The sequence below is a fragment of the Butyrivibrio sp. X503 genome, from assembly GCF_003625475.1.
Taxonomy (GTDB): Bacteria; Bacillota; Clostridia; order Lachnospirales; family Lachnospiraceae; genus Butyrivibrio.
On sequence record NZ_RAIQ01000002.1, the window covers coordinates 209,740 to 233,065 of the forward strand.

Genomic DNA, 23,326 nt, shown 5'->3' on the forward strand with positions numbered 1-23,326 from the left:
TCGGGGAGGGTGTTTATAGATGAATATAGCACTTATAGCGCATGACGCTAAGAAAAAACTGATGCAGAATTTTTGCATTGCTTACAGAGGAATCCTTAGTAAGAATGATCTGTATGCCACAGGCACAACAGGCAGACTTATTGAAGAGGTTACTAATTTAAGTATACACAAATATCTTGCAGGGCACTTAGGTGGTGCACAGCAGCTTGGCGCAGCAATAGAGCATAATGAGATCGATCTTGTTATTTTCCTTAGAGATGCTCTCACTGTTAAGTCCCATGAGCCGGATATCAACAATGTTATGACTTTATGTGATATGCACAACATTCCTGTTGCGACCAATCTGGCTTCTGCAGAGCTTTTAATCAAATCATTGGACAGAGGAGATCTTGAGTGGCGTGAGATGTACAAGTAAGCGTGTTTTTTGTATGGTGCTTGCGCTTACGATACTTTTGATTACCGGATGTAAAGGAGTTCCATATTCCGCTAAATATTCAGTGGATGAATCTGCTTCATCACAAAGAGATGAGCTTATTTATCCGACTTTTGCTTCTGATCTGTGTGTTGCGGATGAAGATGTTAAGCCTTCGGATTCGGATCTCGAGATATACGAAAAGGCAAGTGCGGGTCTTTTTGACCTGACAAGAAAAGAAACTATATATGCCAAAAACATCAATTTAAGAGTCATGCCGGCCAGTTTAACCAAGGTCATGACTGCTTATGTTGCGCTTAAGTACGGTTCTTTGGACCAGGTTCTTACTGCCAAATCCGATGTTTATGTCAATGAGAGCGGAGCACAGAAGGTTAATCTCAAAGAGGGCGACAAGATGACGCTTGATCAGGCCCTTCACCTTCTTTTGATCTATTCCGCCAATGATATAGCCAATCTTATAGCATCCAATATTACAGGCCCTTCGGGCGAGGATTTTATTACACTCATGAATCAAGAAGCTGTAAATATCGGTGCTACCAATTCCAATTTTAAAAATCCGCACGGTCTTACGGCTGATGATCATTATGTGACCGCATATGATATGTATCTGATATTCAATGCGGCTATGCAGTATGATACTTTCAGCGAGATCATCAATATGACCGAGTATACGACGACTTACCAGGACGGAAAGGGCGGAACCAAGGATATAACCGTTAAGAATACCAACGGTTTCCTTTCAGGCTCCAAATCCGCGCCAAAAGGAGTTACTGTTATTGGCGGAAAGACGGGTACAACAAATGCCGCCGGTCACTGCCTCATACTTCTTGCAAAGGACACCAACGGAGACCCCTACATCGCTGTAATTATGCGTGATGAGGACGCCGGAGTTCTTTATACTGACATGGCTCGTTTGCTCGAGGAAATAGTAGGTTAAGGTTGTCTTTTAGCGGGTAATATTTTATAATTAATTCATCTATAAAATTCTTACTTGCAGGAGGGTATGCCGATGGTTCAGTTAATTGTTGGGAAAAAGGGTAAAGGAAAGACCAAATGCTTATTGGACAAGGTTAATACTGAGGTTAAGAATGTTCTCGGCTCAGTAGCCTTTCTTGATAAGAACACCAAGCACATGTATGAGCTTAATAACAAGATTCGCCTCATTGTAGTACCGGAATTTATGATTTCTAATTCTGAAGAATTTATTGGCTTCGTAAGTGGTATCATATCTCAGGACCACGATCTCCAGCAAATGTATTTTGACAGCTTCCTCAAAATTTCCTGTTTAGAAGGTCAAGACATCAGCGCTACTGTTGATAAGCTTGAAAAACTCAGCGAGAAGTTTAATATTGATTTTGTTCTCAGCCTCTCAATGGACGAGTCTGAGCTTCCTGAAGGTGTCAAATCCAAAGTAGTTATTTCACTTTAATTAAAGTATTAGAATATAAGCCGCGGAAATACCCCGCGGCTTATAAATTTATTTTGTTATAAAGAATCTATTCGTAAAGGTTGTGCAAAATGGCTGATAACGGTAGCCGTAAGATTACAAGGTATCCCAAAAATCTGAATAACATCAACATTGGTATGATATTCTTTGCCGTTATGGCACTTTATATCATTATCAGTGTTATCACCTACATGCGAAAAGACCATATTGTCGGATATCAGGTTATTGAAGGCTCATTGTCGACCAACAACATTTATGAGGCAATTGCGGTCAGAAAAGAAGTTATCGTTCCTGCCGATACTGCAGGTTATATAAACTATTTCCAAACGGAAGGAAGCAGAGTTGCTGTTGGTAACCTCGTATATACGGTGGATGAATCGGGACAGCTTCTCGAATATCTTAAATCACAGGGATCCGAAGAAGTGGTTCTCAGAGATGAAGATATGTCGGAGTTTAGGTCACAGATAGTATATTTCGATTCTTCTTTTGATCCTCATGAATTCAATACGGTTTATGATTTTAAGATCAGTCTTGACGGAACCGTGCAGAAGCTTGCAAACAGCAGTATCTTGGAGAATATTCAATCACTTAACGAAGGTGGCGGTGAGTTAAAATCCATCAATTATAAGACCGCTCAGGATACAGGAATTGTTGTTTATTCAACCGATGGTTATGAGGATCTGACTCTTAACGATATGACTGCCGATAAATTCGATCAGTCCAAATATGAAAAGAAACAGCTTACTAATCCTGCTGATCCTGTAAAATCCGGAGATGCTATATATAAGCTTTGTACAGATGAAGATTGGTCGATAATTATTCAAGAGAAAGATCCCGATAAATTTGCTCAGATGGTTGAGAAGGAGCAAAACGGAGAGTATATAAAGGTTAGATTTATCAAGAATCAGGATGAATCATACGGTAAGGTTTCAACATTTACCAACGCCGACGGCGACAATTTTGTTATGTTGACTTTTACCAATTCAATGATCACTTTCTGCAGGGACAGATTTCTGAATGTCGAGCTTATCACCGAAGATGAGAAGGGGCTTAAGATTCCGAATTCCGCTATTGTGAATAAGAACTTTTTCATTGTACCCAAGGAATACGTTATCAAGAATAACGATAATACCTTTGCTGTTTTGAAAGATAAGTACGACGAGCAGGGCAATGAGACTTCAGAGCTCATGAATATGTCGATCTATAACGAAACAGAGACTGATTATTATATCGATACCGATGTACTTAGACCCGGAGATATACTGATAAAACCTGATTCCAACGATAGATTTACAATTAGCAAGACAGATAGCCTGATCGGAGTATATAATATTAATAAAGGTTATGCCGATTTCAGACAGATCAAGATCCTTTATCAGAATGATGAGTATTCGATAGTCAGATCGAATACTATGTACGGACTTAATACTTATGACTACATAGTTCTTGATTCGGCTACCGTAGATAACAAGAACAAATCTGATAAGAGCGATGATTCATCTGCGGCTCAGGCCTCAGATAATGAAGATGCATCGGAAGATAGCTCGGAAGTATCGGAAGCTTCTGAGGAAAGTGCTGATGAATCTTCGGATGCAAGCACTGAAGAAAACGAAAGTTCGTCTGATTCCTCTGACGGAAGTTTCAAAGCAGCTAGCGAAGAAACGTCCGATGATACTTCAGACAACTCCACGGCTGAAAAATCTGAAAAAAAGTCAGAATAAAATTTGACTTTTTATGTAAAACTACGTTAATATTATATGGGATTTTGTTGGGAATAATAAGAGTTAGGAGTTTGATATTATGAACGTAATGGACAAGTTTTTAAAAGCAATTCAGCTTACCGGGGACGATGAAAGCGGATATTACGATTCCGATGACGGCTATTATGATAGCAGTTCCAAAATTGAATCATTAAGTAATTCAGCTCCGATAGGTAAGGACGATCCGAGTATCGAGATCAGTGAAGAAAAGACCAAAAAAACTGCTCCCAGAGTTGTTCCTTCCAAGAGAAAGAATCTTAGCGGCGCCGGAATGGAGGTTTGTGTTATCAAGCCTACAACTGTTGAGGACGCCAGAGAGATCACAGAGACTCTTTTAGCAAACCGCACTGTTGTGCTTAACCTTGAAGGCCTTGATGTTGATATTGCACAGAGAATCATTGACTTTACTTCAGGTTCCACATTTGCTATTTCCGGAAATCTTCAGAAGATTTCAAGATATATATTTATCATTACACCTGCATCCGTTGATATTTCGGGAGATTTCCAGAATCTTCTCAGCGGCTTCGGAGGCGGTATTTCAGAAGGACCACAACAGATTGATTAAATCAAGATGAGGCTGTTGACGGATTTTTTTCGGTCAACAGCTTTTTTCTATATCTATTTATTTTAAGGAGTAAGACATCATGGAGAAGACTCTCACAGTAAACTATCAGGAAAAGCCCTGCTATGACATAATTTTTGAACATAGCTTTGAAGGATTTCCCCAGGCCTTGGAAGAGCTTGGATTTAAGAAAAGAAAATTTGCGATAATTACGGATTCTAACGTCGATAAGCTATACGCCAAGGAAATAGAAGAGCTGATCACGCCTATTTCATCTGCAGTTATAAAGTGTGTTATTCCTGCAGGAGAGAGCAATAAGAATCTTTCTGAGATAGAGAAGATCTATGAGGAGCTCATACTTAATCATTTTGACAGACATGATCTTATAATAGCTCTCGGTGGCGGAGTTGTCGGAGATATGGCAGGTTATACGGCTGCAAATTATCTTAGAGGTATTTCTTTTGTTCAGGTACCAACAACGCTTCTTGCTCAGACTGACAGCAGTATTGGCGGCAAGACAGGCGTCGATTTTAAAGGCTATAAGAACATGATTGGCGCTTTCCATATGCCAAAGCTCGTATATATGAATATTTTGACACTTAAGAGCCTTGATGATCGTCAGTATATATCGGGATTTGCAGAAGTAATGAAGCACGGTCTTATTAAGGACGCCGATTTCTACACATGGCTTATCGATAATTTATATGAGATTTGCGAGAGAGATATTGATGTTCTTACAGAGATGGTTTCAAAGAGCTGTGATATAAAGAGGAGAGTAGTAGAGAAGGATCCCACTGAAAAGGGTGACAGAGCACTTCTTAACTTCGGTCATACTTTGGGACATGCTATTGAAAAAGCCAAGAATTTTGAGCTTTCACACGGCGAATGTGTTGCTCTCGGTTCTGTAGCTGCAGCTTATATTTCATGGAAAAAGGATATGATCTCAATGGAAGAGTACTATGAGATCAGAGATATGTTTGTTCCGTTCGGTCTACCGATCTCTGTTGAGGATATCGACGTAGATGAAGTTATAAAGCTTACTAAGTCTGATAAGAAGGCTGATTCGGACAAAATAAGGTTTATACTTTTAAAGAAACTCGGCAAAGCGGTTATAGATACTTCGGTTACAGACGAAGATATGAAGGCAGCTCTTAATGAGATTCTTTATGTTGAAAATAATGATTGATGAGGTTTTTTTACGATGAATACTAAAATGTCCAAGAAGAAAAAGATTTTTCTTATAGCGGATTATCTTATGATAATATTATTTGTTTTTTTGGATCAGTTTACCAAGTATCTTGCGGTTGAGCATCTTCAGGATAAACCTCCGTTTAAGATTATCGACGGCGTTTTTGAGCTTAATTTTTTAAAGAACAGCGGAGCTGCTTTCGGAGTATTGCAGAATCAGAAGGTTTTCTTTATTTTGATCGCAGTTATGATACTTATAATAATTTCATATGTTCTTTTCAGAATGCCCGATGATAAGAAGTACAATGTTATGCATATTCTTCTTGTCCTTATAGCGAGCGGCGCTGCGGGTAATATGATTGACAGAATAAGATATGACTATGTTGTGGACTTTTTCTATTTTGTCCTTATCAATTTCCCTATATTCAATGTTGCTGATATTTATGTGACCGTTGCAACATTCCTTTTTGCAATCCTTCTGTTGTTCTATTACAAGGAAAATGACTTCAGCTTTTTGAGCTTTAGACAGCAAAAGAAGTTTAAGGAATTCAAATAATGGAAGAAAACAATCGTTTCGAGTATGTTGTAACCGATGAATTTGAAGGTATGAGAGTCGATAAGCTTATAAGTGAGCTTATTGACTCCTTTTCGCGTTCGTATATCAAAAAGCTTATTGATGATAAAAAAGTATATGTAGGTGACAAGAACGTTAAAGCCAGCTTTGTTGTAAAAGAAGGCGACCATATACTTATGGAGATTCCGCCTATAGAAGTACCGGATATTCTTCCTCAGGATATACCGCTTGATATCTTGTATGAGGATGATGATGTACTTGTTGTCAATAAGCCAAAAGGGATGGTAGTGCATCCTGCTGCAGGCCATTACAAGGATACCCTCGTAAATGCGGTTATGTTTCACTGTAAGGACAAATTATCAGGTATCAACGGTGTTATGAGACCCGGTATCGTTCATAGGATCGATAAAGACACGACCGGTTCGGTTATCATATGTAAGAATGACAATGCACACCAGAAAATCGCAGATCAGTTGAAGGATCATTCGGTCAACCGTGTTTATCATGCTATCTGCTATGGAATAATCAAGGAAGATGAGGGCGATATAGAGACTCTTATCGGAAGAAGTGCCAATGACCGAAAGAAGATGGCGGTTGTTCAATCGGGTGGCAAGAATGCATCTACCCATTATCATGTTTTAAAGCGCTTTGAAGGCGATAATTTTACATACATCGAGTGTAAGCTTAAAACAGGTCGAACACATCAAATAAGGGTTCATATGGCGCATATCGGGCATCCTCTTTTGGGTGACGATGTTTATGCGGGTTCAAGGAAGAGCAAGTTTAAAACGCAAGGACAGTGCTTACATGCCAAGATCCTTGGCTTCAAACATCCGACTACAGGCGAGTATATCGAGACCGATGCTCCTTTACCTGCGTATTTTAGCCATTTGCTTGATGTTCTCAAATAATGTAAAATAAAAATAAGAAAAGTGCCTATATTATGAGGAAAAAAGGGGTGAGCAATATGAATACTGTTATCACTATCGGAAGACAGTTTGGTTCAGGCGGAAGAGAAATAGGAGAGATGGTTGCTGACCATTTTGGGATCAAATGTTATGACAAGGAGCTTCTTTCGAGAGCAGCAAAAGAGAGCGGCTTTTGTGAGGAAATGATCCAGAATCACGATGAGCGTCCCACAAACTCTTTTTTATATAATCTTGTTATGGACACATATTCATTTGGCTATAATTCATCTAGCTTTGTTGATATGCCCATCAGCCATAAGGTTTTTCTTGCACAGTTTGATACCATCAAAAAGATCGCATCGGAAGGACCTTGCGTAATAGTCGGAAGATGCGCGGATTACGCGTTAAGTGAGTTTGATAATGTGCTTAATCTTTTTATATACGGTGACGAAGATGCCAAGATAAAGAGGATCAAAGAGCGTTTTGAGGATGTTAAATCCGATGATAAAGCCAGAGATATGATGAATAAGAAGGATAAGCAGCGTCAGAGCTATTACAATTACTATTCTTCCAAGAAATGGGGAAGAGCCGACAGCTATGATCTCTGCATCAACTCTAGTAAGCTTGGCATTGAAGGCACTGTGAAATTTATTATCCAATATGTTGAGGATTTCGAACAAATAAGAAGTAGTAAGGTATGATGTGATAAGCATATACAATTGCTTGATAATATGAATTGAAAGGCATTTTGATCCTATGAAATAAGAATCATATGAGAGAAATGCCTTTTATGGTTACATATACTTTTTCGCAAAATTCTAGTTTTACGAAAAGACAATGTGTGATATAATGCACTTATAGAGAATACATACGATTTTATTGGTTTTTTGTTGTAAATGTTTAATTTTTGGGGGTTAATCATATGCCTGCTTCTAAGATGAATTATTCCGATAAGATAAACGAGCTTCTTGCTCAGTTGCCTGATTTTGTATCTGACTTTATCTATAACTTCGGCCGCGTTGAAAATTATGCGACTAAGCTTGAATATTGTCGTGACATTAAAACGTATCTTGAATTTATCACGAATTTTCTTCCTAAATACTGCGATAAATCCATCAAGGAAATCACTCTTAAGGATCTTGGCGATATCGAGGTTCTTGATATAAACAGATTCCTTACAACGCTTGCCGGCAATCACAAAGAAACAACCGTTAAAAGAAAACGTGCTTCGCTTTCAAGTATGTACGGATTTTTCGTGGCTACAGGCAAATTATCTAGAAATCCGATAGCCGCTACCAAGACAATTAAAATCCCCGAAAAGGATGTTATTTATTTAACAAACGATGAACAGCGGATTTTGCTTGATACTGTTCGCCACGGAACCCATTTGCATGATTCTGTTGCAAAAGTCCATTATATCTATGCTGACAGAGATTCTGCGATGTTCATATTATTATTGGATACGGGGCTTCGTGTATCTGAGATGCTTGATACGGATATTATTGACTATAATCTTGAGGATTGCAGCGTTGTTGTTACGAGAAAAGGCGGTGATACGCAGGTAATCTATTATTCAGACGAATGCAGGGATTATCTTGATATCTACTTCTCTTCTCAAAAAGCAAAATATGGTCTATCCAACTCTTCTCTTAAGTTTCCCGCGTTTACGACAACAACGGGTAACAGACTTGGAGTAAGGGCTGTAGAGATGCTTGTAAAGAAGTATGTATCTGTATGTTTACCGGAAAAAACAAGAATCATATCGCCGCATAAGCTGCGTTCAAGCTTTGCAATGAGCTTTTATGCAGCAAGCGACAATAATATATTATTACTTAAGAAAAAGATGAATCATAAGAGTATTCAGACGACAAACATCTATGCGAAAGCGTCTGATACAGCAATGAAGGATTCGAGATCTCTTTTGCAGGGGCTAAGGTAATAAGTAATCACCAGACTCGGTCCTTAACTTGTATAATTGGAATATATATCCACATGATCGTAGATACATCTCCATGTGCTGTATGAATCAGCAGTGACACAGATATAATGATTACCGTTATTTGATACCTGATAGCTTGCAGCACAGCAACCTGATTGATTGACAAAACCTGTCTTGGCACCGGTTACTTGTCCATGGGTGTCCTTATCTTCTATCCTACGCAAAAACCAATTGGATATAGTTATTCCTTCAGGATGCTCGGAAGTAGGAGAAGTCACATAAGTTCTTGTGTTTAGTATCTCATTGCATACCTCGTTCTCTTCCGCTGCTTTTAAAATCATTGCCATATCCATTAGTGTACAATAATGATCTTCATCGTATATGCCGATGCAATTGGTAAAATGAGCGGTATCCGATAATCCCAGCTCTTCAAGCTTTTCATTCATAAGATTAACGAATTCTTCCTGAGAGCCTGCGACATATTCTGCAAGGCACATGGAAGCATCGGCTCCGGAGGGAAGTATCGTTCCGTATAATAAATCCCTGATAGTAAGCTTATCTCCTACTTTTAGACCTACGCAGCTGCAATCGTTGCTGTATACGTAATTACCGATCTCTTGAGTCATTACGAAGGTATCATCAAGATTATCGATATGCTCGACAGCAACCAAAAGAGTCAGTATCTTGGTCATTGATGCCGGATTGATCCTAACATTACCGTCTTTGGAGGCAATAACTTTACCGTTGTCCAGATCCAATAAAAGCGCGTACGTGCTGATTGTGTTTTCACTGGATATATAAGCGGTATCATCGCTTATTGATATATCATAGCCTTCGAAAAATGCCGAAGCATCTTCGGATTTTTTAAGCATAGGATTCTCTGCTTCTTTTTTTAATTCTTTTTTTTCTTCTTTTTTTACTATAGTATCAACAACGGTAAGTTCCTGAGTTGAGTTGTCAGGAGGAACAACTTCGTCTTTTTTATGTGTTATTTTTTTTATGAGGAATAAAAGTCCTACAATGCATAAAACTAAAGCTATGATCATCAAAGCAAAATGAAAGATAATCTCTCTTTTTCTGCGCGCTTTATATTCAGACGCGGACAATCTATCCCCGTTTCGTTTTCTGTAATGTGCTTTTCTATAATTACCCAATATAAGTCTCCACCCATATAAAAAGAATACAACGGTACAATAGTATCATCTATCGACCGTTGTATTCAATATTGAAAAGCACCAAAATTTTATAACGAAAATTCTATAACAAAATTGCAGTTATATACTTGAAAAAATCATAAGTTCGTGAACTTCTTGGTACTATCGCTAAGCTGCTCAGTAACCTTGTTGTTTTCTCCCATTGCTTCGCTGATACCCTGGATCTGACCAACAATCTCTGACGAGTTTGCAGCCGAAAGGTTGATAGCCTGAGTACTTTCCTTAACGGAATCAGTGATGGATACAACAGATTCAGCCATCTTATCCATGATATTGTTGAGGTTATCGGCCTTCATATTGAACTTCTCAAGGATATCATCCATAACAACCGCTGTATTTTCATATTTATCACTTGTCTCAACGAATGTATCGTAATCGTTGAGTACGTCGTTATTGATGAACTCGATAACATCCATAGCATTGGTTGAAAGTGAGTTAACAGCCTCGGTAACCTCATTACTGATCACCTGGATATTGCCGGCTGTCTGTCTACTGTTTTCCGCAAGTGCGCTGATCTCCTCAGCAACAACCGCAAATCCCTTACCTGCTTCACCTGCTCTAGCAGCCTCGATTGAAGCGTTGAGAGCAAGGAGGTTGGTCTGTGATGCGATATCAAGGATAACCTTGGTAAGTTCGTTGATCTGTGCAACTTTCTCACTATCTTTAACGGATTTCTCAAGAACAGCGCTGAGTTCTTCGACTTTAACTCCGGTATTTTCTTTCTTTTTGAGTGCTTCGTTCTTAATTTCGTCTGCTTCACGTTTGATGTTCTCAGCAGTATCAGCACCGTTTGCAGCTTCCTGTCTGATCTCATCGGTAGCTGTCTTAACTTCATCAAGCTTGCCGGAAATCTGATCTGCTGTAGTTGAAACGGTATCCATACTTGCTGACAACTCCTCAAGAGCAGCCGATGTATTGGTGATATTATCACTTGCCTTCTCAATCTTAAGCGTCATGGAATCAGATGAAGATGTAAGGACATTGGATCCGTCCTTAACCTCCTTGATAACTCCCTGAAGAGTTTCAATAAAGTTATTGATACCGCTTACGATAAAGCCAAGCTCTGTACTGGTCTTGGTCTTAACTCTTGAGGTAAGATCACCTTCATTATCATTGATTCCTTTAATGATCTTCTGGAGTTCACCGACAATGCTTGTGATCTTCTTACTGATTCTTGTTTCGCTAAGGATAACGCTGATAATAATGATAATAACGAATATAACAACAAGAACAATTGTCTTGCTGAATGCCTGCTGATATAGTGCATTAAGATATTTTTCAAGCTGAGCAGCCAATTGTGAAATTGTTTCTTCAGCAACATCATATGCTGCATATGTAGCTTCCTGAGCAGCTAGATATTTATTTATATATATATCCATTGATTTAGCGGCATCAGCAGCTCTAAGTGCAATGATCATTTCATCAACGACGGCACGATATTCTTCCGTTGACCTTCGAACTTCAGCCATCTGCTCGGGACCGTTGGCTGCTTCACTTACGAATATACTTTCCTCCATGAATTGTAATTGGCCATCAATCTTACCTTCTACAGCATCAATATTCTGAAAATATACTTCGTAATTAGCCGGATCGTTGGTACCCATAGATACGGCACCTAAAAGGGCTGATATATTTCCGTCAATTGTGATGATGCCCTCACGGAGTTGTGCTTCATTACTCAAAAGCTCTATTTCTCCGATACTTGCATTATTTGCAATATGAATAATGTTCTTCATATTACTGTCCATAGTGAATATTGCTATTATGAACATCGCAAGCATGACGATATTAACCGCTAAATTCTGAAAACCTATTCGTTTGTAGAACTTAAGACCTTCTGTTTTAAATTTTGCGCTATTCTTTTTCACCTCAAGCACCCCTTTCGCCATAAAGAAAATACAATGTCTTGAAATAATTATAGCGCAAATTAAACGCATAAAAACACGTTTTAGCGATAATTAAGAGAATTAAGAATTTATTTATAATCCCTTGAATAATAAGGGATTACGATGGATTCCCCTGCTTGCAAAATTGAATCGCTGTCAATTGAATTTATCATACAAATTTCTGAAATATATGCATTCAAATCCTTATAATGTTCGGCGTTAAATTCGCTGTTTGCAACCGACCACAAAGAATCACCGGAATGAATGGTTATGTTCTTGTAGTATTTGTACTCGGGTACAAATGAGTCTGATTGAGCTGATGCCTTGAAACTAAACACATAGAATACTGTAAGAAACATAGCTACAAAAACAACTGCAGAAACGATCATATACTGCCTTCTGATAATCTTCTGTCTTCTAAGTTTGTTATTGCGAATACGGATCTCGCTTTCACTGTAAAATCTTGGATTGTTGTATAAACTAGCTGCTATTGCCATTGCTTCACTCATAACGCACCTCACATTAAACACAAACATATGTTACGAACAACTGTTCTACAAATAATATATCGAACATACTTTCTTTTGTCAATAAAAAATCGAACAAATATTCCGAACAAATATTTGCTTTTTTGTCTGTGAGTATGTTATACTGTTAAAAAAGATAAGGAGGACAATATGGAAAAAGGAAATATTTCTCGCAAACAACAGGAGATTCTTGATTACATCAAAGAACAGACATTATCCAGAGGATTTCCTCCTTCTGTAAGAGATATATGTGCTGCCGTTAACCTTAAATCCACTTCTTCGGTTCACGCGCATTTGGAGACTCTTGAAAAGAACGGATATATCAGACGCGATCCTACCAAGCCTCGTGCCATTGAAATATGTGATGACGGTTTCAACATGGTTAGAACCGAGATTGTAAGCATTCCCGTTGTTGGCCAGGTTGCTGCAGGTACTCCCATTCTTGCGGAAGAAAATATAGATTCTTATATTCCTATTCCTGCCAGTATGTGCCCTAAGGGAGCCGATGCTTTCATACTTAATGTTAAAGGCGATTCGATGATCAATGCCGGTATTTTCAGCGGTGATAAGCTTTTTGTACAGGTGTGCAATACAGCTAAGAATGGGGATCAGGTAGTTGCTCTTATTGATGATTCGGCTACGGTTAAGACTTTTTACAAAGAAAAGGACCATATCAGACTTCAGCCCGAGAATGACAACATGGATCCCATAATTGTTGATGATTGCACTATCTTGGGTAAGGTTTTCGGTATTATGCGTTTTTATTGATAAATAAAGAGCGTACAGATTAGATTTAATCTGTACGCTTTATTATTTGTTTTACTTATTTAATTCGTCTTTATCGATAAGCTTTCCGTCTCTCCATATTCTTTCAAGATCATAGAACAGTCGGTTTTCTTTATCAAATACATGTACGATGATATCACCGAAATCAAGGAGTATCCATTTACCTGTATCATAGCCTTCGACGTTTTTGGTCATGTGGCCCGCTCTTCCGAGCGCATCCTGCACATTGTCTGCAAGTGCCTGAACCTGGTTGATATTTGTGCCGCTTGCGATTATAAAGTAATCTGCAATTGTTGAAATATTGCTGATATCAATTGTATGAACGTCCTCTCCTTTTCTGTCTTCGAGAGCATCAATGGCAATTGCAGCCATCTTCTTTGAAATATCAATATCTGACATAGTCACCTCTTTACTTGTAATACTTTTTATAAAAAAGATAGGCATCCATAGTGGAATTATCTATCTCTTTTCCTATGGTCTGTAAATATATAACTGAATCATGAAGAATATGTGCAAGGCATTTATCAAGATCGGTAAATGCTTCTTTTCTGATGATATCCATTCCTTCAAGAGGCTTTCTTCCGGGTTCGATAAAATCAGCGATATAGATTATCTTTTCAAGTAAAGACATGTCTTCCTTACCTGTCGTATGCCATCTTATAGCATTAAGAATTTCCGTATCGTATACATCATACTTGGTTCTTGCAAGATACATTCCCACCTTAGCGTGAAGTAAGGAGTGGTTCTTTTTCTCTATATCCGAAAGCTCGATATTGTTCTTTTTGCATAGCTTTATCTGATCATCATGAGACATGCACTTGGCACAGTCATGAAGAAGTCCTGCTATCAGGGCCTTATCTATGTCTGCATCAAAGACCATGGCCATACTCGTTGCCGTATAAGCTACACCAAGAGTATGCGTAAATCTTTCAGGCTTAAGTTCTCCTTCAAGAGTTTTTCTTATCTTTTGCACGGTTTCGCTATCAAATGTTTTCATTTATACAGTCCTTTTATGCAGATATATTCTATGCACTCATCAGGAAGCATGTATCTGACCGATCTGCCCATTCGTATCTTTTGACGAATGTCGGTTGCGGAGATATCAACTCTGTTAAATGCAAGAAGCCTGATATCTGCGCCATATATTTTTGCAAGTTCTCTTCTCTTTTTATCAAGAGCGGGGAGATCGTCCTCTTCTCTTACAGCTGCAAGGATAATGCAGGATTGCAGAAGGTCTTTAAACCTATACCATGATTCAATTCCGATAACCGAATCGCCTCCAAGGATAAGATAGAGTTCATCACCGGGATACATAAGTTTAAGCTCTTCTATCGTATTGTAAGTATAGGTTCCGTTTTCCTTGTCTATCTCTATCCTTGAACAGGTAAAGTAAGGATTATCCTTTATGGCCATCTGAACCATCTTATATCTGGTATCACCGGATGAGATCTCGGTTCTGTTTGGCATATGTGCCAAATTACCCGGTATATAGATGACTCTGTCCAGAGAAAACTGCTCTCTTGCAGCTTCTCCGAGCAAAAGGTGTCCGTTGTGAATAGGGTCGAACGTTCCGCCAAGTATACCGATTTTCCTGCATTCCATAATTATGCCTCCATCTGGTATTGATTTGATAGAACTTTGATAATAGAAAAATACTTAAGCATTTGCTTTCTTTGCCTTAGGAAGGACAATCTTAGGTTCATCCTTGAAAGGCTTATATAAAACGAACTTTCTTCCGATCACCTGAATAAGCTCGGAACGAGTTCTTTCTGATACCATGATAGCTACATTGGTTACATCTTCAATGCAATTCTTAAGAACAGCGATCTTAACTAGCTCATGTGTATTGAATGTTTCGGCAATAGCATCAGTAACCTCGGGAGTCACGGTAGCTTTACCGATCTGAAATACAGGCTCAAGATCAGAAGCAAGGCTCTTAAGATAAGCGCGTTGTTTACTTGTAAGGTTCATTTATGTTTCTTCCTCTTCATCATCTACCGGCTGAGTGTCGGCATTTCTGTAATATTCAAAGCTATATCCGTACATTCTTACGGTATCGCCTTCGTTAATATGTAACTTCTCGAGCTCATCCAGAATACCGTTATCGGCAAGGAATTTCTGGAAGAATGCAAATCCCTTCTCTGATTCGAGATTGGTATAACCGAGCATCTTCTCGATCTTAGGTCCTTCGATAACATATTCCTGAGAATCCGAATCATATTCGACAGTGAACGCTTCATCCTGTTCTCTAGCCATCTCTTCGGGGAAGAATTCCTGCTCAAATACAATTTTTTCTTTTGGCATCTCAGATATCGTCTTACTTACATAGTATAACAATTCTTTGATACCTTTTCCAGTTAGGGTCGATGTCGCGAACACCTTAACACCCATAGGCTCGTACTTTTCGCGGATCTTTTGGATGATCTCCGCATCCTCGCCTTCAGGGAGCATATCTATCTTATTTGCAGCAATAACCTGAGGCCTCTTTGAGATATCAGCGTTATATTTAGCAAGTTCAGAATTGATAGCTTCAATATCTTCTATAGGATCACGACCTTCAGTAGAAGCGGCGTCAACAACATGGATCATCATACGAGTTCTTTCAATGTGTCGCAAAAACTCGTGTCCGAGACCTGCACCATCAGCTGCTCCTTCGATAAGTCCCGGTATATCGGCAACAACAAAACCATTGGCATCATTAAGATCTACGACTCCCAGCATTGGAGAAAGCGTAGTAAAGTGATAATTGGCTATCTTAGGCTTTGCGTTTGATACCTTTGAAAGAAATGTGGACTTACCGACATTTGGAAATCCTACCAGTCCGACATCAGCAATGACTTTAAGCTCTAAGAGAACTTCAAGTGTTATCGCAGGTTGACCGGGCTGAGCGTATTTAGGAGCCTGCATTGTGGATGTTGCATAATGCATATTGCCGTTTCCACCGCGACCGCCCTTAAGTACGATTACTTCCTTGTTATCACCGCTCATATCGGCAATTACCTTGCCGGATTCAGCTTCTTTGATAACTGTTCCTTCCGGAACCTTTATATAAAGATCCTCGCCGTTCTTACCGTGGCAACGTCTCTTATTTCCATCCTGACCGTTTTCAGCTTTATACTTACCGCCGTAGTGAAAATCCGCAAGCGTATTGAGGCCTTCGTCGACAACAAATATGATATCGCCGCCTTTACCGCCGTCACCGCCATCTGGACCGCCGTTGGGAACGTATTTCTCTCTTCTGAAAGAAACATGTCCGTCACCGCCCTTACCGCTTTGTATAAAGATTTTGGCTTTATCTACAAATACAGGCATTTTTCTACCTTTCTTTCTGTATTAAACATACATTGTGAAAAAATGGGCTCCAAACACTAAGTTTGAAGCCCGTTTAATAATTACTTATTCTCTACAGGATGAACGCTAGCCTGCTTTTTATCTCTGCCCTTGCGCTCAAATCTAAGAACACCATCAACAAGTGCAAACAATGTATCATCTTTACCGATTCCTACATTAACACCGGGATGAATGTGTGTTCCGCGCTGTCTGTATAAAATATTACCGGCCTTTACGAATTGTCCGTCAGCTCTTTTTGCTCCAAGTCTCTTGGATTCTGAATCTCTACCGTTCTTGGTTGATCCAACACCCTTCTTATGAGCAAAAAATTGAAGGTTCATATTCAACATGACTTATTCCCTCCTAAATTTAATGTTCAAAAATTTCTTACCGTACTGCCTATAAATGCTGTCTATTCCGAGCTCGTAAGACTGAAGGAGAAGATCTGCTTCATTAGAAGGCGCATCTTCAAATAATAGTCTTATCAAACCTTTTTCTTCATCCTGATCTACAGTGATCTTATCATCAGTAAGTTGATCGATCGAATTGATAAGATTGATCGTAAGTACTGATATAGCCGAGCATACAATGTCATTACCGTAATCAGCAAATCCTGCATGTCCCAGGCATTCGATACTCTTATATGAATCGTTGGATGATCTTGTTATCGTAATAGTAGTCATTGCTTTGGCATGTAAATCAATTACAATGTGATCTTTTCAATCTTAACAGTTGTGAAAGGCTGTCTGTGACCGTTCTTCTTGTGATAGCCAGTCTTTCTCTTGTACTTGTAAACAATAACCTTCTTAGCACGTCCCTGCTCAACAACAGTAGCGCTAACCTTAGCCTTGCTAACATCGTCAGCAACCTTAAGTTCCTTGTCATCATTTACTGCGATAACATTATCGAATGTTACCTTTTTTCCGGGCTCTACATCAAGCTTCTCAACTCTGATCTCATCGCCCTCGGAAACTTTGTACTGCTTTCCACCAGTTACAATAATTGCGTACATAAGTTACCTCCTTCTTCTAAAAAACTCGCTAACTTTGGCGGGATTGCTCCTCTTAAGCCTAGTTATGCGGCATACCAAGTAATATTAACATTGATGTTTACTGTTGTCAACAGCTTTTTCTACATCCTTTAATATTTCTTTTAATGATTTATCGTTTTTATTTCTGATAAGCTCCATTATGCCAAGTCCCGTAATATCAATAAAGGCGGTATGTATAGGATCTTGCTTGCACAAATGTTTCATTTTATCGATAAGTTTTTGTTTCTCATCCTCATCTTCCATATTGATAAAATCAATGAGTATCATGCCAGTAAGATTGCGAAGCCTTATTTGACGCATGATCTCAACGGCAGCTTCATTATTGACAGACTTTGCTATATCATCGCCTTTTATTGCTTTACCTGTATTTACATCGATGGCGTTGAAACTTTCAAGCTGTTCAATAATCAGGAAAGCCCCACTCTTGAGCCACACTTTATTACGGCACAGCTCTTCGATTTTGGAAGGTATACCGTATATACCGCTGTCTTCTATTATGTTAATGTCAGATATACCACGTCCCTTTAAAAAAGCAGTTGCTTTGTTTACGTGACTGTCCACATCACTGTTTTGCGCAGAATAAATAAGTGAATATTGCGTTCTGGTTCTGGACTGTTTGAGAATATCACATAAAAGATCCGTTACTTCTTCAGAATATTTTATTACTTCTTCTGCTCTAACTTCATCACCTAAATCCAATGCTTCGGTTCTTATAATAAGTCCAATGTCGCAGCCAAACAATGAGGCTTTTCGATCTTCTAAAAGCTTATTATATCCGTCTTTCACCGATTCGGTATACATCTCTCTGATATCATTGGGAAGCTTTACAGAAGCGCCGATTCCTGTTTTTCCGAGAGTTATAACGGAATATTTGGACGGAATCGACAAATTTGTTGTAAGCTTGGTCTTCTTGGTCTTAACCGCCTCCGACTCAACCTGAACAAGTACGATATCTCCATTACAGAGCTTATCGCCTTTTCTGAAGTCTTTATTCAGCACACAAGCGCTTGTTATGTTTTTAAGAGGAAGATAACCAATGTTATCTACCGTGTATTTAACAAAAGCAGCGTCTATGTTTTTGACAATATGATCGACACGGCCTACATAGATATTATGAATATCGCTTTCTCTGACAAAAGAAAGATATTCCATTTTATTGCCGATAAATGCAGTGACTACAGGCGTGTCTTTATATTTTGATATTATTATATCAGCCATTTAGCATGAACCTCGTATTGATATCATCTGTAATGAATGGTTCTGTGTATTTATTATTGCCATCTTCCACATATCTGTATATGTCGATTCTATGGACATCGAGTGCGTTTGTAGATAACTCTTTGCCAAGAGAATTAAAGAATGCCCCGAACAAAAGAGCCGGTTTTAACGTAGCGGCACTGCTCATGCTAAGAAGGAGCTCTGCGCATTCATTTTCAGCATCTAATGAATACTCGAAAATCATCGGCTTCATATCGATTTCTTTTTCACCGCTCTTTGTCTTTTTCATCGCAGGAAGCTTATCCTGTCTGAGATACTTTTCAAATTCATTTATCCAATCGAAATCAGGTTTAAGCCTTTCTCTGAAGCATATCCTGTATTTTGCGGCGTAAGCGGCGGTCATTGCCTTTTCGTCATGCTCACCAAGCTCTCTTATCGCAGTTATCTTGATTCCTTCGTTCATAACTGCATTTAGCTTATCCATAACATCTGATACGCTTGTCATGGAATTAACTGTCATATCCATATATTCACCGTCACTAGTCGCTCCGACTGACAACGGCTGAGCAAAAGATATAACCTGATGAGGGCTGAAGCCTTCCGAGTATTTTATATCTATCTCAGCTCTTCTTATTGCTTTTTGAAAATAGCGCATTACATCTAGATGACCTAAGAACTTTATGGGACCGTGTTTTGAAAATTTAAGGCGTAATCTGTTCATTATGTACGCTCCTTAAAGCAGACACCTACACCGTAGGATGCAGCTCCGCATCCAAGACATTGTTGTCTGCAATTACTTGATTTTTGACCGGACAATGCTGTTTTCCACTCTCTTAGGAGGAAAGCCTTAGTTACTCCGGGATTGATGATATCCCATGGGAAGATCTCATCTTCTTTTCTTACACGTGTTGTGTAAAAGAACGGGTCGACACCGCATTCTTTAAAGGTTTCCATCCAAACATCGAAATGGAAGTATTCACCCCAAGCATCAAAGATACAACCTTTCTTATAGGCCTTTAGGATGACTTCGTTAAGCCTTCTGTCTCCTCTTGCCATTACACCTTCCATCATACTGGCATCGGCTTCATGCCAGTTGTACTTGATATGTTTCTGATTGAGCTGAGACATAATGCCTTTTCTTGTCTTATCGGCTTTTTCAAGGAATTCTTCTTTGGTGTTCATAGGAGCCCACTGAAAAGGCGTAAATGGCTTAGGGACAAAGAAAGATGTACTTGCGACGATGTCTATAGTTCGTCCGTTTCTTTTTTCTTTGGGAACGGTCTCAAAGTATTCCACAGCAACTTTATTGGCGATATCTCCGATTCCGAGTATATCTTCGTCCGTTTCGGTCGGAAGTCCCAACATAAAATACAGCTTAACCTTATTCCACCCGCCAAGGAATGCTTCATGAGATCCTCTCAAGATGTCCTCTTCGGTAAGACCTTTATTTATTACATCACGCATTCTCTGCGTTCCGGCTTCGGGAGCGAAAGTCAGACTGCTCTTTTTTACGTCCTGGACTTTACTCATTACATCCAATGAAAAAGCATCGATTCGAAGCGAAGGAAGTGATATATTGACCTTCTTTTCGTTACAGCTCTTTATAAGGAAATCAATAAGCTCGGGAAGCCTGGTATAGTCACTTGAGCTTAAAGAACTTAGAGATATTTCCTCATATCCTGTGTTTTTAAGCGCTTCAATTGCAAGCTCTTTTAAATGCTCAACATCTTTTTCACGAAGAGGCTTATAAAGCTGACCTGCCTGACAGAATCTGCAGCCCCTTATACATCCTCGCATGATCTCAAGGACAACTCTGTCCTGAGTGACCTTGATATAAGGAACAACAGGCTTTGTGGGATAAAAGGTCTCGTTTAGATCAAGACACATTTCCTTATATATGACCTTAGGAATATCATCATATATAGGAAGCATGGACAAAATAGTTCCGTCTTCCTTATATTTCACATCGTAAAAAGCAGGTACATAGATTCCTTGAAGCTTGGCACATTCATGTAAAAAAACAGTCCTAGAAGTACCTTCTTCTCTGGCTTTTTTGTATAGATCAAAGATCTCTCTGTACTTGGTCTCACCTTCCCCGATATAGAAAATATCGAAAAAATCGGTAATCGGCTCGGGGTTATATGTACATGGTCCGCCTCCGATCACTATTGGATCGTCCCACGTTCTGTCTTTTGCCAAAAGAGCTATCTTGGAAAGATCGAGAATCTGCAATATGTTTGTATAACACATCTCGTATTGAAGCGTGAATCCAAGAAAATCGAAGTCTTTAACAGGGTCTTGTGATTCTAACGCAAAAAGAGGAATGTTCTCTTTCCTCAAGACAGCGTCCATGTCTATCCAGGGTGAATAGACACGCTCGCACCATACGTCTTTATAAGAATTGAACATTCCGTAAAGTATTTGAATTCCCAAATGAGACATTCCTATCTCGTATACATCGGGGAAACACATGGCAAATCGGATATCAACGGAATCCTTATCTTTGGTAACGCTGTTAACCTCATTGCCTATGTATCTCTCCGGCTTTTCAATACTAAGAAGTATATCATCCGGCAAAGCTAAATTGAAATTCATATTATTTCCTTATCTTCTTGACAGTTCGTCTGTTACGTCCTCCCAGTTTACATTCTTTTCTGCCATGAGGACCATCATATGATACAGGAAATCGGATAATTCGTAAACAATCTCATTTTCGTTGGGATTTTTGGCTGCAATAACTATCTCAGTAGCTTCTTCTCCAACCTTTTTGAGAATCTTATCGATTCCTTTATCAAAAAGATAATTCGTATAGGAGCCTTCTCTAGGATTAAGCTTTCTGTCTTTGATGACGTCAAATACACTGTCTAAAACCTTCTGAGGGTTCTTTTCACTGTATTCTTTGCTTGCGATCTCATTGAAAAAGCAAGAGTAATTACCTGTATGACATGCTGCTCCCACCTGTTTTACCTTTGCAAGAATTGTATCATAATCGCAGTCAGCATACAAAGCTTTGACATATTGGAAATGTGAGCTGGTTTCGCCCTTTAGCCACAAGCTCTGTCTGCTGCGGCTAAAATATGTCATCTTGCCGCTTTCAAGAGTTTTGTTATAAGCTTCCTCGTTCATATAAGCGAGCATAAGAACCTGATCGGTTCTGTAATCCTGAACAATAACGGGAACCATTCCGTCGGAGTTCTTTTTAAGATCAGCCCAGGAAAACTTTGCTTCCAGCTTACAGATTGGGATATTCTTGGAATTACATTCTGCCTTCCATGCATCAATAGAAGCACAGTTGTCATTTATGGCGTTTCCGCTTATTCCCGATACTTTCTCATAGCCAAATAGCTTTTCGATATCGTCGAAAGATGCTGCATCTTTAAGTACAACTATGGGAAGATCGGTAAATGTAACTTCTGAAATATCCTTATCCGTGATATTTATAAGCTCGCTTGCATAAGCATTTACAAGCTCTTTGTTATCTTGTATCTGAGAGGTTTCGCTGTAACAAACGCAGATCTTGTCCTTGCCGAATTTGTCGGAAACTTCCTTTATGATCTCGACATTGCCGGGCTTAGAGAAGTTAAGACATGCTTTCTTACATCCGGCATAGAGAAGCTTCTTGATATCTTCCATACGCTTTACGTTTCCGGCACCTGTAACGTCGGTATCAACAACCTTACAGATCTTCTTTATGATATCAAGTGCCTCTTCATGCTCCTTGTCATTACCTTCTGTAGAAAGGTCAAAAATTATTATCTCATCGGCACCCGAATCGGAATAACGAGATGCAAGGGTAACGGGATCGTCGTATAAAGCATTGGACTTATTGAAATCAAGAAAAGCTTTTCCCTGATATAAGAAAATGCATGGTATAAATTTTTTGGCGTAATTCAAATTCATGATCAAAGAGCTCCTTTTGTACTAAGAACATCTGTTATTCTGTTATCGTAGGTGGTAGCTTCATCCAAAGCCTTCGATAGAGCTTTAAACATAGCTTCGATCTTGTGGTGATCATTGTAACCGGTGATCACACGAAGGTGCAGATTAAGCATTGCCGCATAAGAGAAGGAATAAAAAAATTCTCTTACAAGCTGAGTGTCAAAGTCACCGACCATAGGTGCTTCAAAACCTGCATCCATCACAAAGTAAGGTCTTCCGCATAAGTCAATTGCGCTCATTACAAGTGTTTCGTCCATGGGAAGTATCATGCTTCCGTATCTCTTAATACCCTTCTTGTCTCCTATTGCTTTAAGAAAAGCCTGACCGAGTACAATCGCGGTATCTTCAACGGTGTGGTGTCCGTCGACATTAAGATCCCCCTTTACCTTAACGGTCAGATCAAAAAAGCCGTGTTTGGCAAATCCTTCAAGCATGTGATCAAAAAATCCGATTCCGGTAGAAATATCACTTGTTCCTTTTCCGTCAATATTGATAGTTACAGTAATCTCGGTCTCTTTAGTATTTCTGGTAACACTTGCAATTCGATTTTCCATAACTTGTGTC

Annotated in this window: 27 protein-coding genes; 11 read left to right on the top strand and 16 right to left on the bottom strand. The window is 39.1% G+C overall.

From position 1 onward, the window contains the following. Window positions 1-19: 19 nt before the first annotated feature. From mgsA to D6853_RS03855, 10 genes are all read left to right on the top strand, one after another. Complete coding sequence (gene mgsA, locus D6853_RS03810) at window positions 20-415, top strand: methylglyoxal synthase (protein ID WP_092247058.1); 396 nt, start codon at window positions 20-22, stop codon at window positions 413-415. After that, window positions 399-1,370 (top strand): D-alanyl-D-alanine carboxypeptidase family protein, encoded by a 972-nt coding sequence (locus D6853_RS03815; RefSeq protein ID WP_243108288.1) that lies wholly within the window; start codon window positions 399-401, stop codon window positions 1,368-1,370. The genes mgsA and D6853_RS03815 overlap by 17 nt, the downstream gene beginning before the upstream one ends. A 72-nt stretch (window positions 1,371-1,442) precedes the next feature. Next, a complete protein-coding gene (locus D6853_RS03820; protein WP_120656558.1) occupies window positions 1,443-1,862 on the top strand; it encodes a twitching motility protein PilT in 420 nt (139 codons plus the stop codon). Between the two features lie 89 nt (window positions 1,863-1,951). Next, window positions 1,952-3,601, top strand: a complete 1,650-nt coding sequence (locus D6853_RS03825) for an HlyD family efflux transporter periplasmic adaptor subunit (protein WP_158588650.1) — start codon at window positions 1,952-1,954, stop codon at window positions 3,599-3,601. A gap of 79 nt (window positions 3,602-3,680) precedes the next feature. Continuing rightward, window positions 3,681-4,205, top strand: coding sequence for a cell division protein SepF (locus D6853_RS03830; protein WP_120656559.1), 525 nt, complete (start codon window positions 3,681-3,683; stop codon window positions 4,203-4,205). A gap of 79 nt (window positions 4,206-4,284) precedes the next feature. Next, window positions 4,285-5,388, top strand: coding sequence for a 3-dehydroquinate synthase (aroB, locus tag D6853_RS03835; protein ID WP_120656561.1), 1,104 nt, complete (start codon window positions 4,285-4,287; stop codon window positions 5,386-5,388). Between the two features lie 15 nt (window positions 5,389-5,403). Beyond that, complete coding sequence (lspA, locus tag D6853_RS03840; protein ID WP_120656563.1) at window positions 5,404-5,946, top strand: signal peptidase II; 543 nt, start codon at window positions 5,404-5,406, stop codon at window positions 5,944-5,946. Beyond that, window positions 5,946-6,875, top strand: coding sequence for an RluA family pseudouridine synthase (locus D6853_RS03845; protein WP_120656565.1), 930 nt, complete (start codon window positions 5,946-5,948; stop codon window positions 6,873-6,875). The genes lspA and D6853_RS03845 overlap by 1 nt, the downstream gene beginning before the upstream one ends. A 56-nt stretch (window positions 6,876-6,931) precedes the next feature. Further along, complete coding sequence (locus tag D6853_RS03850) at window positions 6,932-7,573, top strand: cytidylate kinase-like family protein (protein WP_120656567.1); 642 nt, start codon at window positions 6,932-6,934, stop codon at window positions 7,571-7,573. A gap of 221 nt (window positions 7,574-7,794) precedes the next feature. Next, window positions 7,795-8,811 carry a tyrosine-type recombinase/integrase gene (locus tag D6853_RS03855; protein ID WP_120656569.1) on the top strand — a complete coding sequence of 339 codons (1,017 nt, stop codon included), beginning with the start codon at window positions 7,795-7,797 and terminating at the stop codon, window positions 8,809-8,811. Between the two features lie 23 nt (window positions 8,812-8,834). Here the strand turns inward: D6853_RS03855 and D6853_RS03860 are convergent, their stop codons facing one another. From D6853_RS03860 to D6853_RS03870, 3 genes are all read right to left on the bottom strand, one after another. Then, the gene (locus D6853_RS03860) at window positions 8,835-9,965 is read right to left on the bottom strand and encodes a D-alanyl-D-alanine carboxypeptidase family protein (RefSeq protein ID WP_120656570.1); all 1,131 of its coding nucleotides are present in this window, start codon (window positions 9,963-9,965) and stop codon (window positions 8,835-8,837) included. Between the two features lie 137 nt (window positions 9,966-10,102). Then, entirely contained in the window at window positions 10,103-11,893 is a 1,791-nt protein-coding gene (locus tag D6853_RS03865; RefSeq protein WP_158588651.1) for a methyl-accepting chemotaxis protein, read from the bottom strand. A gap of 107 nt (window positions 11,894-12,000) precedes the next feature. Beyond that, window positions 12,001-12,420 carry a LysM peptidoglycan-binding domain-containing protein gene (locus D6853_RS03870; RefSeq protein ID WP_158588652.1) on the bottom strand — a complete coding sequence of 140 codons (420 nt, stop codon included), beginning with the start codon at window positions 12,418-12,420 and terminating at the stop codon, window positions 12,001-12,003. Between the two features lie 168 nt (window positions 12,421-12,588). Here D6853_RS03870 and lexA point away from each other — a divergent pair, with 168 nt between their 5' ends. Then, a complete protein-coding gene (gene lexA / locus D6853_RS03875; RefSeq protein WP_120656576.1) occupies window positions 12,589-13,206 on the top strand; it encodes a transcriptional repressor LexA in 618 nt (205 codons plus the stop codon). A gap of 51 nt (window positions 13,207-13,257) precedes the next feature. Here lexA and rsfS read toward each other — a convergent pair whose 3' ends face one another. From rsfS to hisB, 13 genes are all read right to left on the bottom strand, one after another. Further along, complete coding sequence (gene rsfS, locus D6853_RS03880) at window positions 13,258-13,623, bottom strand: ribosome silencing factor (protein ID WP_120656578.1); 366 nt, start codon at window positions 13,621-13,623, stop codon at window positions 13,258-13,260. Window positions 13,624-13,633: 10 nt separating this feature from the next. Further along, window positions 13,634-14,221 carry a bis(5'-nucleosyl)-tetraphosphatase (symmetrical) YqeK gene (gene yqeK / locus D6853_RS03885; RefSeq protein ID WP_120656580.1) on the bottom strand — a complete coding sequence of 196 codons (588 nt, stop codon included), beginning with the start codon at window positions 14,219-14,221 and terminating at the stop codon, window positions 13,634-13,636. After that, on the bottom strand, window positions 14,218-14,826 hold the full coding sequence (gene nadD, locus D6853_RS03890; protein ID WP_120656582.1) for a nicotinate-nucleotide adenylyltransferase: 609 nt from the start codon (window positions 14,824-14,826) through the stop codon (window positions 14,218-14,220). Before nadD ends, yqeK begins: the two co-directional genes overlap by 4 nt. 54 nt (window positions 14,827-14,880) lie before the next feature. After that, window positions 14,881-15,195: a ribosome assembly RNA-binding protein YhbY gene (gene yhbY / locus D6853_RS03895; RefSeq protein ID WP_120656584.1), complete on the bottom strand. Its 315-nt coding sequence runs from the start codon at window positions 15,193-15,195 to the stop codon at window positions 14,881-14,883. Next, window positions 15,196-16,536 (bottom strand): GTPase ObgE, encoded by a 1,341-nt coding sequence (gene obgE / locus D6853_RS03900; protein WP_120656586.1) that lies wholly within the window; start codon window positions 16,534-16,536, stop codon window positions 15,196-15,198. A gap of 80 nt (window positions 16,537-16,616) precedes the next feature. Further along, window positions 16,617-16,904, bottom strand: coding sequence for a 50S ribosomal protein L27 (rpmA, locus tag D6853_RS03905; protein ID WP_092246998.1), 288 nt, complete (start codon window positions 16,902-16,904; stop codon window positions 16,617-16,619). A 3-nt stretch (window positions 16,905-16,907) separates the two neighbouring features. After that, window positions 16,908-17,237, bottom strand: a complete 330-nt coding sequence (locus tag D6853_RS03910) for a ribosomal-processing cysteine protease Prp (RefSeq protein WP_120656587.1) — start codon at window positions 17,235-17,237, stop codon at window positions 16,908-16,910. A gap of 20 nt (window positions 17,238-17,257) precedes the next feature. Then, on the bottom strand, window positions 17,258-17,566 hold the full coding sequence (rplU, locus tag D6853_RS03915) for a 50S ribosomal protein L21 (RefSeq protein ID WP_120656589.1): 309 nt from the start codon (window positions 17,564-17,566) through the stop codon (window positions 17,258-17,260). Between the two features lie 84 nt (window positions 17,567-17,650). Next, a complete protein-coding gene (locus D6853_RS03920; RefSeq protein ID WP_120656591.1) occupies window positions 17,651-18,823 on the bottom strand; it encodes a ribonuclease E/G in 1,173 nt (390 codons plus the stop codon). Continuing rightward, the gene (locus D6853_RS03925; protein WP_120656593.1) at window positions 18,816-19,544 is read right to left on the bottom strand and encodes a TIGR03936 family radical SAM-associated protein; all 729 of its coding nucleotides are present in this window, start codon (window positions 19,542-19,544) and stop codon (window positions 18,816-18,818) included. Before D6853_RS03925 ends, D6853_RS03920 begins: the two co-directional genes overlap by 8 nt. Beyond that, the gene (locus D6853_RS03930) at window positions 19,544-21,418 is read right to left on the bottom strand and encodes a TIGR03960 family B12-binding radical SAM protein (protein ID WP_120656595.1); all 1,875 of its coding nucleotides are present in this window, start codon (window positions 21,416-21,418) and stop codon (window positions 19,544-19,546) included. Before D6853_RS03930 ends, D6853_RS03925 begins: the two co-directional genes overlap by 1 nt. A gap of 9 nt (window positions 21,419-21,427) precedes the next feature. After that, complete coding sequence (hisIE, locus tag D6853_RS03935; RefSeq protein ID WP_120656597.1) at window positions 21,428-22,723, bottom strand: bifunctional phosphoribosyl-AMP cyclohydrolase/phosphoribosyl-ATP diphosphatase HisIE; 1,296 nt, start codon at window positions 22,721-22,723, stop codon at window positions 21,428-21,430. A 2-nt stretch (window positions 22,724-22,725) separates the two neighbouring features. Beyond that, a complete protein-coding gene (gene hisB / locus D6853_RS03940) occupies window positions 22,726-23,316 on the bottom strand; it encodes an imidazoleglycerol-phosphate dehydratase HisB (RefSeq protein WP_120656599.1) in 591 nt (196 codons plus the stop codon). Window positions 23,317-23,326 lie beyond the last annotated feature (10 nt).